This window comes from Halobacillus campisalis (assembly GCF_030345335.1).
GTDB lineage: Bacteria > Bacillota > Bacilli > Bacillales > Halobacillaceae > Halobacillus_A > Halobacillus_A campisalis.
In genome coordinates this window covers 267,846-281,216 of sequence record NZ_JAPVRC010000002.1, presented here as the reverse complement: position 1 = coordinate 281,216, position 13,371 = coordinate 267,846, and the positions used below count along the sequence as shown (strand labels likewise).

Genomic DNA, 13,371 nt, shown 5'->3' with positions numbered 1-13,371 from the left:
TGACAGAGGAAGGTGCTCTTCCGAAATCCGTTATTTAAGTGTTTTTGATAAGCTTTTATAATTTCACAGTATTTTTTCATCAAAAAATCTATTAATAACAAAGCACTTGAAAAAAAGCGAATAAAAACCAAAAAACACCAGCACACTATGTAGAGGTGATTAAAAATGTGGTTCAATATCATTGCGGGGTTCATCATTCCCTGGATTTTTGGTATATACATGTATAGAAAAGCTCCAGAGATTTTTTTCACGACAGCTCCAATCACGGCACTGATCGCTGTTACTTGTAACCAGGCAGGGATTCATCTTGGTTTGTGGGAAGTGCACCATATGCCTAAAGTGACGCTTGCAGATTCCATATTCCTCGACTTAGGAATTTTTACAATCGCAGGATCCTCATTCACCTACTTCCTGGCGTATAAAAAAAAGAATCGATATCTATTATTGACCTTGTTCACATTAGGAATGACAAGCTTAGAATACTTATCAATCGTTATGGAAATTGTAAGCTACAGTGACAAATGGAATATCTTTTATACATTTCTTATGTACGCAGCAGGTTTCCTTACACTTTATTTTATATCTAAAAAATTAGTAAAGCTTGGCGTGTATCCATAATTCAGCATAAAAAAATCCTTCCCCGGCCGGGAAAGGATTTTTTTATTAATAACTATTATTTTTGAACGTTAGCAGCCTGTGGCCCACGGTTACCTTCAACGACTTCGAAAGAAACAGTTTCGTTTTCTTCTAACGTTTTGAAACCTTCGCCTTGGATTGCAGAAAAGTGAACGAATACATCGTCTTGTCCTTCTACTTCAATAAAACCGAAACCTTTTTCTGCGTTAAACCATTTCACATTACCTTGTAACATAAATTGTTACCTCCTGCGTGGAACTACTTCCACAATGTATTACTATTAATGCTCTGCAAATCCAATCCAGACGAAAGTTACTTTAAAGTTACTTTTGCTTTCATTCGTAAACGAACATGAATAATTAACTTTTATCTTAACAATTATAAATCAAGATGTCAACCTCACACTAATTCATAATCTTATTACGCAGACACAATGATCAAAAAAGACTCTCACCGTTCCTATGAAGATGAAGCACAAGCAAAATAGTAATCATGAATCTCAGAGGGCTGTCTAGACAGCCCTCTGAGATCTTATCATCCCTGATAAATCATGGTAAGATACATTCTATATCGGAGAAGTGGAATGGAATCTTCGTTATGAAGCACAATCACGGACTGATATTTTACTTTCGAAGTGCTTCGCATTCCTGTCGCAAAATTACTTAAATACTGGAAGGACGGTCTTACCACTAAATCCGATAAATAGGCGGACTGAAAAGCCCCGGGGCGTCTCGTTGAATTAAGAGCTTGGATCATCTGTTCTGCCGTCATAATTCCTATTCCATGTCCAAAGTAAAGACCACCTCCGAGCACCACAGCATTTTCCCCCCTCCAATGAGGCGTACGCGGATCAAAGTCAGGATTCTCAAAATAGACAACATCACCCGTAAGAAAATTCATTGTGCGCGTGGGATGGATACCAAGATCGCTGTCCGCATGCCAGCTATAAATGAATATATCCGGAAATAACTGATTAAACGTCCTTTCCCCCAGCACTCGAAGAACAGCGTCATAATAAATGATGAGCATAGCGCCTGCACACTCGAAACCATAATAAGAACCGTTGGTAAAGATGTCACGGATCGCATCAGATGGTCTGACCCCTGGTTTTATACGGAAACCTCCGAATTCTGTCATATTCCAATACTGAGAATTGACACGTGTTGTTTCAAATGTTGCAAATGAGGCAGCGCTTTGGTGCATTGCTTTTGCGCTTTCAACTATGCTATTGCGTAACGTCATTTCAAAATTTAATTCACCCGGGTAGCGATACGAATATGGAAGCGAAGATTCATTCATCAACCGGTAAATTTCAGCTTCCGTACTGTTTTTAGACCAACCGCCGCTTTCCTGAAAGGGTGTCCCCGATAAAATATTCATCTTACACCTCTTTCTGCTTTTCAGTGGATATTCCTCTTATCTACAGCTTATTCCATACTAAAGATATACTTGTTAAAAATATGAAAGAAGCCCTAAAAAAGTAACTGGTTCCGTGCTATTGCAGGGATTCCAACATCCATATCGATTTGCATGTGAAATTGTATAATAAATTCAATCAAAAATTTATAAGGGTTATTTCGCATTAAAATAAGAAAAGACTCAGTCATCTTTTGACCGAGCCTTTTAACATATTTAAATTAAGTTGTTCAACTAAAGCTCCCTTTAGTGGAAGACTCAAATTCGAGTTATTCGGGCTGGTTCCGTTATGAGTGACAGCGTTTAGAGCTCCGGGAAATCACTCGCTTTCCGTGGGAGCGCAGTGAGCCTCCTCGAGCTAACGCTCTCCGGGGTCTCACCAAGCACTCTTTTCCCACAGGAGTCTCGCGATTTCCCGGAGCTCTTTACGATGATTAGGTGGTACGGAAACACCGATTTCAGGATGTCAGATGCTTCGCTACAGTTATGATAAAAACTTGATATTGTGTGGTTTATCCCTATAAACAAACGCTCACCAAAAAACGAACATGGATAAAGAAGACGCACCTTCTTGCAAAAAGGGTTCATTTCTAGCTTACTTTCACAGAATTGAAAACCCTATTGGATAGTTAGTTTTTCTAAAACAACCGGTTTAATTATTCTGCAAACGTTGGTACAAGAGAGTTTCTGCTTCTCATTTCATAGTTCCGTCCCGTAATATAAGTTAGGGGCTTTAGGAATGTGCGAGGCTCCTACCCTTGAAAGCGGAAGCACTTCGTTCAGCGGCGTATGGACTGGACTGAGATGGTGGAGATAAAAATAATTCAAAGAACAGTATAAGGGGGTTCGTTCATCTCCTATCGATTGGTGTGGTTGGGAAGCTGCGAGACTCCCGTGGGAGAAGGATGTAGGTGAGATCCCACAGGGCTGCAAGCCCGAGGAAGCTCGCCACTTCCCCCACAGGAAAGCGAGTAGCTTCCCAACCACACCAGACTCTCATTGCAGCCACGAACCCTGGTTATCTCGAAACTGAGTCTTAAAGTATCCTGCCAGTTTGTATAATAACTTCTGACAGATCCTTACTTAAAAGAGAAGTTTTTCAATCACTTTTACATTCAGTTTTCCACGCTTAAGACTGTCGGCTGAACGGGTGGACGATCTTGCTCAGAATTTTTAATGCATTTATATTTTTATTTGTGATAAGTTCTTCAACCAATTTGTTATCTAGAGCTTTAGTGATACGATCGAGTTGTTTATTATCGAATTTCTCCATCATCCTGCGAAGTGTAAGAGAATCATGGTAAGACTGATAAAGTGGTTGAACAAGCTTCTCATAGTTTCCTATTCCAACGATATCATGAGCGGCGTAAATCCCTGTCAATATCGATTCAAATTGCCCGAAGCCGAATACAGGAGTAATTGACCCCCAGCAGTTACCAACAAAAAACGTATTTCCAATCCTCGGAGTTTCCGTTTTTCCTATTCGGTAATCCTCAAGAGAATATTCGTTCACTAATGTAAATTCTTGATCTAATCTTTTAGTGCAATCCGCCAAAAACTTTTGCCACAATTGTTCTTTATCGAGATCTTTATTTTCTGAGTATTGAGGATAGACGAGTACGATGCTCGCTTCACGATCAGAATGAGAAAGTATGTACCCCATCCCTTTAGGGGCATATTCGTAGTTAAAAAATGAATGGGCTTCTGTCTGGTTAAAATCCCCTTTAACTACTGCACCTTTAAAAGAAGCTTTGAACGCTGTGTCATACGTCTGCAGTTTTTTTGTATCTAACGCATCTCCGGTACTCATAACCACATGAGTGTATTCTTTAGAAATTTCATCGTAGGTTACTTCTTGATTAAACTTTATATTTCCTTTGAGTTGTACGGCCATCTGCTTCTCAAAGGATTCCGAGTGTTTGCCTCTCATATTAACAAATCCCAAATGGCCTTCGACATAAGATGTCTCTTTCTCGGAATGTACGTATATTTTTTGAATATTACTAGAAGGTTTCAAGTGAATATCGTGGGTTTCAGACAGAAATTTAATTGCATCATCATAAGGAGTATGAAACATAGAAAACATCGCTTCCGCAATGACAAAACGATCACCTACCATCCCGCGCCTTTCAAAAATATCAGCTTCATATCCGTACTTTTCCAGAGTCAAAGCACAGGCCAGTCCCGATAATCCAGCACCCATAATCGCAATATTCATTTCCATTCCTCCCATTTTTCTGATTAGGCGGTCTTATTGTGCGTTTCGGCTCTGGATTCTATGCAGGACGCAAGGAAATTAAGCAGTCGCATCAGGTGGATTTTTCAAGGAGGGCTTTTCAAGCAATTGTGAAATATTTTATTTACTTCAATTTTTTTACAATCTGACAATTATTTAAAACCTTTGAAAGATTCAGTCTTAAAGTATAGGTGCTGACTACTAAAACAGCAGGTACAGAAATTTCACGGCAACAAAAAAAGCGTTCAGAGGTACTATTCTGAACGCTTTTCCATAATTATAAGACATCTTCGCTGCCATCCAAAGAATCATAATATCCCAGTACTGCATCTACATAGTAAATATCACCGTAACAAGCATCATATTGGACGGCTTCTGAACGGAGACAGCTGTAATCGCCTGTGTGCTCTAATTCCTCGTACTTCATCGCGGAGAATTCTATCGCTAATTCCTGCGTATATTCCCCACCGTTTTCCATGACGAAATCGATGAAACCAGAACCGAAGTTATATGACTGTAATGCTAACTTCACGTCCTGATCAGCTTGATCCATGGTTTGAGCAAAATGAGAAACACCTTGCTCTATCGATCGTTCAGGATCATCGATACATCCTACAGAACCACAAAGAGATTCAGAAGCCTGCATAGGATCATCGCCTTTTCCGCCGGATTCCTGCATCATGATGGCCAATAGGATATCAACGTGCTCTTCAATCCCTTCTTCTTTTGCGTACTTGTCCACAGTTTCTTCATATTGAAGCACATCCTGGGACAAATTATCTGTACGGCCACTGGTAAGATTATCTGATATTCCATCGCCTATGGTGCTATTAGAAAGTGTATGAACGACACCGGCCAGTAACATGATCGGGAGAATATACTTAAAAAAAGCACCTAGTAAAGCTCGTTTGAATTTTGGTTCACTCTTTTTTTTCGGCATATTCTCCCCCCTTTTCGCGATGTTTATTTAGTTTATTTTAACATGCGTTTCATAGTTTTACCTCTTTGAACTACTAGACTGCTAGTCTTAATAAAAGAAAAAACCATTCGTCAGTTTTTAGAACTAACGAGTGGTTCATTTACTAATCTCAATCTTCTCTTACATTATATTTCCAAGCTTTATCCTGATCGATCATCCGTTTGGCAGCATAGATCAACAGGAATTGAATAATGATAATCGGAAGTCCCATCAGACCTGAAATCACTTCTAACGGAGCAAGACCACCAATACGCATGAGAACGAGAGCAAGCGCTGTAATGACGCCAGCAATAACTATGCGCAATATTTTAGGAGGCTCATACTTACTCATATCTCTCGTACTTGTATACGCAGCGACCGTATACGTTGTCGAATCCAGGGTAGTCGTCAAGAATACGAGCGCGACGATCATAAAGATGACAATCGCAAGTCCTCCAAGAGGCAGAGTAGATAAGATTTCGGGAATTGCGGCCATCGACTCGCCTTCCTTGACTAGATCTAGCACCGCAAGCTCACCTGACAAGTATCTGTGTACCCCTAATCCTCCCAGGACACCTGTCGCAATCCAGGAAATCAAGGTAGGCGCAAGGAAATACGTAAGAATCATTTCTTTGATCGTTCTTCCTCTCGAAATTTTTGCAGCAAATACACTATGAAGCATCGCCCACGTCGCACTATAAGCAAACCAGAACACCGTATTACTTTGAATATGTGTCGTTTCTGATGGTGTCACTGCTGCAGTGTTCAATGATATATCGAGATAATTAGAGAGCAAGAAAGAAACACTCTCAGTGAAATAGTCCAAAATGAATACGCCTGGTCCGGCCAGGACGATAAAAATCGCAAAAAGACCAGCCAAATACATATTAAATGTACTTAACCGTTTGATTCCTTTTTCAACTCCTAAGTATGCACTAATGGAAAACATAAATACCCAGATGATGGTAACAATCAATGTCAGTCCGAATGTTACTTCGATTCCAAACAGAGATGATAGGTTGTGCGTAATAATCGGAGCTCCGAGACCAAGGGTCACAGCTGCCCCTGCCAATATACTGATAAGGAAAATGATATCTAACAGTTTTCCGCCGAGTCCATCCGTAAATTTATCACCGAATAAGACTCGGGAAGCTTCTGAGATCCTCATCAAAGGTCTTTTTCGCACATGGAGAATGTATCCCATGGCCGGTGCAATCATAACGAAAATCGCAAAAACCTGAAACCCCCATAGGAACATGCTATATGCATTTCCCCACAATAGAGCTTCCGGGGAACCAGCTTCGACCCCAACCGGAGGGTCGTTTGCTACGGACGTCCATTCAAGCATCCCTGTCCGCATGATGGTGGATCCTACCCCCATCGCTATCAGAATCGAGGCATACTCGAACAATGAAAATCGAGGTTTTTCTTTCGGATCACCTAAAACGACTTGACCATATTTGGAGAATGATAAAAACAGACCTGCCGCCACCAGGATCAATCCGTACCATAAATAGCCCCAACTGAACACTTCGACGATGTAATCAAAAGTCGAGTTCAGGACCTCTAATGATTCTGCTTCATACATGGCAAAAGGTATACTGATCGCAATAATGATCAATAAAGATGGTATAAAAATACTATAATCGATTAAGTTTTTCTTTTTCATTAAAGTTCCTCCCCTCTATTTTTCTATATTGATAAAATAATTCATTCCCAACACAATCTCCTAAATAAACTTTAATTAAACATATTCAGGGAATTTTTCATGAGATTTTTTCTCAAAGCTGAACAAATTCGCATTGGAAAACATGGGTGAAAATTTGTCCACGGTGCCTCTGCACGTGCCTTTGGTAAAGTTACAAAAATAATTCATAGTAGCCAAGCTCCTTAGGCAGCATTTTTATTCTCTTCTTTTCTGAAAAACATCTCTCCCATTTTTCACAACGGTAAGTATGAGTGAAAGGAGCGGTGAGAATTCCGGCTTCGTGGGTTTCCCCCGTCCGATTCTATCCAGCTGCTGACTGTACCACGTCAATTCCAACAAGGCTTTATCATCAATTAGACCAACTCCAGTTTTGATAGGTGAAATTGAAATAGCCCCAGCACGACCCTGAAACAATCGATTCGGGTAATCAGTGTATACCGCCGTCGGCCTTGCCAGCCCAATACAATCGGTCGCGCCATCCCTCAAGGCCCGGTTCATGCCGGATCGTGTCCTGAATCCTCCGGTCAAAACAAGAGGGACATCTGTTTTCTGTTTTAGCTGTTCGGCGTACTCCAGGAAGTAAGCCTCACGTTCTAACGTGGAAGGCTTTACGTTTTTTCCAGTCATATTCGGCTTTTCATAAGTCCCTCCCGAAATTTCGATAAGGTCCACACCGATTCGATCTAATTCCTGGATTACAAATTGGGACTCTTCTTCGCTGAATCCTGCTTTCATAAAATCAGAACTGTTGATCTTCACTCCTATCGGAAAATCCTCTCCTACTTCCGTGCGAATCGCCTGGTAAATTTCCCTTAAAAACTTGAACCGATTGGCTATAGATCCTCCCCACTCATCATCCCTCTGATTATGACGAGGTGAAAGGAACTGACTGATTAAATATCCATGAGCAGCGTGAATTTGCACCCCTGTAAAACCAGCGCGCTGGGCAAGCTTAGCGGTCGTGGCAAACCGATCAATGATCTCTTTAATTTCATTTTGTGTAAGAGCTCTGCTTTTCGGAAAAAAACGCTGCAGCTTAGGGTCAAAATTCACGGCAGACGGAGCTACAGCTTCTTTGGCGACCCCTTTGATCACCTGTTTGCCCGGATGATTGATTTGCATCCACAAATGCGTATCATTTTGCGTCCCTGCTTCCGCCCACCTTTTAAAGGAATCCAAATGTTCACCATCTTCTAATACTACATTGCGCGGTTCTCCAAGCGCTCTTCTATCCACCATTACATTCCCTGTAATGACCAAACCCGCTCCGCCCTTTGCCCAGGCTTCATACAACCGGAATATAGATATATCTGGAAGATGATTCTTTGCAGCTAGTCCCTCACTCATCGCAGATTTAACAATCCTGTTTTTTAATGTCGTTCTTTTATTTTTCAATTGGAATGGTTGTGAGATTGTACATTCATCCATTAGAAGTGCCTCCTCTAATTTTTGTTAGATGCATCAGTGTAATCTTCTTTCTCCTTCTTTCCTTTACATTAAACGTAAAGGAAACTGAACGTTTGGAAAAAATCTCTTCCCACCGTCTTTCATGCAGCATCCAATCATACATTAAGAGCAATTGGCCAATGATAAGAGAAAACCGTGTGAAACTTTAGCAGGGCGTTAAAATGATTGCGAGTTTAGGAAACTTCGTGCAAACTAGGGAAGCTTGTAAAAAATCAGTTTTAAGAAGGAAAAGGTGAGTAGGGGATGAATAAAGAAAAAACATGGGTACACTTGCGAGATAGTTTTTGGTTTCTTCCAGTCATATATAGTCTATTCGCTATCCTCAGCGTTTCACTGGTCACGATGATAGACTTATGGATGACACCATCAATTAAAGAAAATATTCCGGCAATCTTTTTAATGGGTAATAGTTCAGCACAGGCGATGTACGGAGCTTTGATAACAGGAATTTTGACAATGACGACCATCAGTTTCTCAACAATCATGGTCGTATTGACAACGTATACGACCCAATTCTCTCCACGCACACTGCAGGATTTTATGAGAAGCCGGGTGACACAGCACGTATTGGGCGTTTATTCTTTTGGGATTGTGTATGTATTAATTACGCTGCTTCTCTTGGGGGAAGAAAAGAATAAAGCGTTGCTCAGCCCTTTTATAACCGCTGTCGTAGCCATCATATGTTTAGGTTTTTTCGTGTTATTCATTCACCACTCGTCCCGCTTCGTGCAGGTGAATAACTTGATTGGACAAATCCGCTCAAGTACTTCCAAAGTCATCCACAAAACCTATCGCGAAAAAGATTACGTTGAGAGAACTGAATGGGACGAAGAAGATATTAACCATCGAAAAAGATATGAAAAACGTGCCATCTACGCTCAACGTTCAGGATATACGCAAGGGGTCATGATGCAGCCTTTGATTAAGTGGGCTAAACAGCATAACGTGTTATTAGAAGCTAATTTTTTTGTCGGGTCTTATATTCAAAAAGGGATGCCGCTTTTCTACTATTGGTCTGAAGAAGAGACAAAAATCAAGGAAGAATGGGGAGAAGGATATGTATGGCTCGGAAACGAACGGACGGATCTGCAGGATATCGAGTTCTCCCTGCAAAAACTGGTAGAAATCTCCGTAAAGGCTATTTCTCCAAGTATCAATGATCCTCATACAGCTATTAATTGCATCAACCGTATTGGATCCTTGCTTGCTGAGTTAGGAGAAGTGTATGAGCCGATCCGTTATTATGCCGATGACGACAATGAACTCCGTATCATATTAGAGCCGTTATCTTACAGAGAATATTTATATAAAAGCTTTTACCAGATGAGAATTTATGGAAAACATGATATTTCTGTCATGACTGGTATATTAGAAGCTTTGTATAAAATTGCGCTCGTTAATCGCGAAGCCATCAAGAAAGACGTTTGGGAATTTAGCGAATATATTATGAGATCTGTCGATGATGATAAACTTGAAAGATTGGACCGGGAATACTATGATGATCAGGTTGCGAAATTGAAACAGGCGTGCAGCTGATTAATGGTTATGGGCAGCTGAAAGTTAATTGCAATCTCTTTTTCATTGATCTACCTAAAATCTGCGGAAGCCGTATGATCAACTAAAGGTTTATCCACCAAATTAAACATCATTGGCCTGCTCTTATTCATATAGAAAAACCAGCTCTCCTGCTTAGGAGAGCTGGTTTTAGTTTTATGCTGAATTTCTTTTTTGTTCTTGCTGGAGGTGACGATCGAACTTAGCCGGCTGTCTCATGATGACAATTAAAGAGAGAATACTTAGTATCCCTAAGAACAAGGCCGGAAACCCACCTAAGTATGATAACGTCATAATACCGTTGATGCCGAGTGTGGAAATGAAAATCAAAGCTACGGCTCCGACGATGACACCCCAGGTGATTTTGATGAATATTGGCGCCTCTTGAGCACCCTCAGTAATTCCAGTGGCACTGATACTAGCCATCGCGTTCGTTGTCGAGTCAGTCGCTGTAACAAAAGAAATCATAACAGCTAGTAAATAAAGAACGATAAGAACACCCGCGAATGGTATTTCACTTAAGACGGCATAGCCGGCTGCTCCTGTTCCTTGTTCCTCGATAATTGCCGCAATGTCAACTTTTCCTGTCATTTGGAAGTTGATCGCTGTACCACCTAACACAGTCATCCAAATGACACTGAAAAATCCAGGGATGACAAAGTTCATCATAATAACTTCTTTAACTGTGTATCCATAAGCGATTCTGGCTAGGAAGACGGCTGTTACAGGTGCCCAAGCCATCCAGTTGGACCAGTAGAAGGTCGTCCAACCGCTTGCCCAGGTGTCCTCTGCTGTTCCCCCTGTAAATAATGCTTTCTCAAAGAAGTTGGACAAGAAGCCGCCGAAGCTTTCTGTCCCCATGCTGAACATGAATACGGTCGGACCTAAAATAATCAGCGCAGCAATAATAATATAATACAAATAAATATTAAAGTCAGCTAGAACTCGAATACCTTTCATCAGTCCAGTACTGGAAGAGATAATAAAAGCTATTGTACCAATAATCGTAATGACGATCCACAATGAGCGATCGTTATCAATTCCGGTTAGTGAATTGATGCCTCCTCCCATGTTCATAACGGAAGTTCCAAAAGAAGAGGATATAGCGGCAGCTACTGCAAAGAGAATGACTGCATCAACGACGCCGTTAATTTTATCCTGGTTATAGTTTCTAAGAGCCGGTGATATTTGTGCGCCTACACTAAATGAACGTCTCATATTATAGTAAGCAAACGCAAATACGATGGTCGGGACAGAATAGAAGGCATATGGGATGAATGTCCAGTGCAGATACAGCGTCTCCATAGCGAAAATCGCAGCCTCCGCCGACATAGGTTCAATTCCCAGGGATTCAGGAGGGGCAGTTAAGTGAGATATAGGCTCTGCAGTTCCCCAAAATAAAATACCTGCGGCAATCGTTGTTGTTAATGTAATCGCGAACCAAGTTTTCTTTTTAAGTAAAGGTTTCGCTTCCTTTCCCCCGATTTTCACATTCCCTAAAGGTGAAAAGTAAGCAAAAATAATTAGAATTACACAACCTACTCCAGCCAGACTGAAGACCCAGCCTACCTCTTGTGTCATAAAATTTTGAGCAGTTGTCGTTACCCGTAGAAACCAGTCGTAACTCACAAAGTTCAATATAATGGTAATTAAGAGTAAGATAAAAGCTGGAAAGAAAACCAGCGGACGAATTCTGTTTGATTTTAAATTCTTCACATTTTTCCTCCTTGATGATGTAAATTAGATGTGAACGTGCAATTCAAAGGACTTTGCAGGCACGTGTCTATATAAAAACGTTTTCATTATAGGAGACCACCTTTTTGGAAAAAGGTTCTCCTTCTCCTCTACCAGGAAACAATTATACAGGGTGCTGCAGAGACAGGGGTGTGAGCCCTGCACTCGACAGCATGCTGTATTTTTTCAATCATCTCTATTCATCTTCTTTAGGAAAAATCGTTCCTTTATTCATAATTCCGTTCGGGTCAAAAGCTTTTTTCAACGTTTCTAAAATATAATAAGAAGATCCGTACTCGTCTTTGATCCAAGGCGTACGGTGTTTCCCGACTCCGTGGTGGTGTACCATGGATCCACCCGCCGCAATCGTCTCTTCAACGATAATCTTATTGATCGGATAGTGGTACTTCGTAATTTCTTCCTCAGGCTTAATATCAACGAGATCATAGTAATAGACGAAGTACATATTCGTACCGTTCATGTAACTGTGGGAAGAGTGACCGCCAAGCATCGTAATATGAGGAATTTCCTCACGGACACGCTTGATGCAGCGCTCATAAATATCGTTAATGACCCCCCATGAACCAGACACTTCAGTCGTAAACCCGATGTTGTTCGTTTCCTTGATTTCTTGTCTTTCTTCGCTGACTTTCGAAGGATCCCAGTTCAAGTTTTCGAACCAATTCTGGATTAAACTGCTTTCCACACGCTCACTCTCTGCAAATTCAGCAACGATATCTTCTATCGCTTTTCCTGTCGCTTCAGCGATGGACTTTGGTCCTTCCGCCATGAATATCAATACACACTTCCCTTTAGCAAAATCAAAGTGGTCCGCTGCGTCCTCAGGGTCGTACAGCCGAGCCACGGATGGGCGATAACCTTGCACCATTACTTCACGAAGAATCTCAAATCCAGATTTCATATCGTCTAAAAGATAGCCGTAATACTGATTGTTCTCAGGCTTGTATTGGAAAACTTTCACGGTCACTTCCGTGATATAACAAAGCGCACCTTCATTCCCGATAATGACGTGGCGAATATCCGGTCCAGCTGCACGTCTAGGGATATTTTTGATTTTCGTTATTTCTCCGTTAGGGAACACCGCTTCAACACCAATCACCATATCTTCAATGCCGCCGTATAACGTAGACAGCTGCCCGATGCTTCGTGTAGCTACAAGCCCTCCCATTTGTGCAAGCGGCTTCGATTGCGGAGAGTGTCCCGTTGTTAACCCTTGTTCACGCAATTTGTCTTCAAGTTCTTCTAGAGGCACGCCGCACTTCACTGTCGCAAGCATGTCATACTCGTCGATGCTTACAATTTCATTCATAGCTGATCCATCAATGACTAGAGAGTTCTCAACTACTGTCTCAAGGCCGCCTTCAGTAGCAGACCCGCCTGTTCTCGGCACGGCATTGATGTTGTTTTCATTCATATATTTCAGAAGATCAGATACCTCTTGTTCGCTTTTCACCTTTACCACAGCTGCAGGAAGCGGCTGGGTGTACACGCCGTGAATGGTTTCATATTTACGGAAACGGTCCACGCTGTTCTCTTTTAAGACTTGTTCATCTGTAATGATTTGATCCTCTGATACGATCGCTTTCAATTCGCTAATGATTTGTTCTTTCGTTAATCCCATTTATAAAACTCCTTTACCTA

General features: G+C 41.2%; 10 protein-coding genes. 2 read left to right on the top strand and 8 right to left on the bottom strand.

Translation table 11 applies throughout. The features are described 5' to 3' along the window. Positions 1-165 precede the first annotated feature (165 nt). A complete protein-coding gene (locus O2Q26_RS05565) occupies positions 166-618 on the top strand; it encodes a hypothetical protein (protein WP_289214946.1) in 453 nt (150 codons plus the stop codon). A gap of 55 nt (positions 619-673) precedes the next feature. Here O2Q26_RS05565 and O2Q26_RS05560 read toward each other — a convergent pair whose 3' ends face one another. The 6 genes from O2Q26_RS05560 to O2Q26_RS05535 all read right to left on the bottom strand — a co-directional run bounded on the left by O2Q26_RS05560 (position 674) and on the right by O2Q26_RS05535 (position 8,382). Beyond that, positions 674-871, bottom strand: a complete 198-nt coding sequence (locus O2Q26_RS05560) for a cold-shock protein (protein ID WP_253933871.1) — start codon at positions 869-871, stop codon at positions 674-676. A 299-nt stretch (positions 872-1,170) separates the two neighbouring features. Further along, a complete protein-coding gene (locus tag O2Q26_RS05555) occupies positions 1,171-2,016 on the bottom strand; it encodes a protein-glutamine gamma-glutamyltransferase (protein ID WP_289214945.1) in 846 nt (281 codons plus the stop codon). A 1,165-nt stretch (positions 2,017-3,181) separates the two neighbouring features. Continuing rightward, a complete protein-coding gene (locus O2Q26_RS05550) occupies positions 3,182-4,270 on the bottom strand; it encodes an NAD(P)-binding protein (protein WP_289214944.1) in 1,089 nt (362 codons plus the stop codon). A gap of 295 nt (positions 4,271-4,565) precedes the next feature. Continuing rightward, entirely contained in the window at positions 4,566-5,228 is a 663-nt protein-coding gene (locus O2Q26_RS05545) for a lysozyme family protein (protein WP_289214943.1), read from the bottom strand. A gap of 148 nt (positions 5,229-5,376) precedes the next feature. Beyond that, positions 5,377-6,915 (bottom strand): BCCT family transporter, encoded by a 1,539-nt coding sequence (locus O2Q26_RS05540; RefSeq protein ID WP_289214942.1) that lies wholly within the window; start codon positions 6,913-6,915, stop codon positions 5,377-5,379. A gap of 234 nt (positions 6,916-7,149) precedes the next feature. Next, positions 7,150-8,382: an NADH:flavin oxidoreductase/NADH oxidase family protein gene (locus tag O2Q26_RS05535; protein WP_289214941.1), complete on the bottom strand. Its 1,233-nt coding sequence runs from the start codon at positions 8,380-8,382 to the stop codon at positions 7,150-7,152. 282 nt (positions 8,383-8,664) lie between these two features. On the opposite strand from O2Q26_RS05535, the gene O2Q26_RS05530 reads away from it, so the two are divergent. Continuing rightward, a complete protein-coding gene (locus O2Q26_RS05530; RefSeq protein ID WP_289214940.1) occupies positions 8,665-9,957 on the top strand; it encodes a DUF2254 domain-containing protein in 1,293 nt (430 codons plus the stop codon). Positions 9,958-10,131: 174 nt separating this feature from the next. Here the strand turns inward: O2Q26_RS05530 and O2Q26_RS05525 are convergent, their stop codons facing one another. Together O2Q26_RS05525 and O2Q26_RS05520 are read right to left on the bottom strand one after the other, a co-directional pair. Next, positions 10,132-11,691, bottom strand: a complete 1,560-nt coding sequence (locus O2Q26_RS05525; protein ID WP_289214939.1) for a BCCT family transporter — start codon at positions 11,689-11,691, stop codon at positions 10,132-10,134. 214 nt (positions 11,692-11,905) lie between these two features. Further along, entirely contained in the window at positions 11,906-13,351 is a 1,446-nt protein-coding gene (locus O2Q26_RS05520) for an FAD-binding oxidoreductase (protein WP_289214938.1), read from the bottom strand. Between the last annotated feature and the right edge of the window lie 20 nt (positions 13,352-13,371).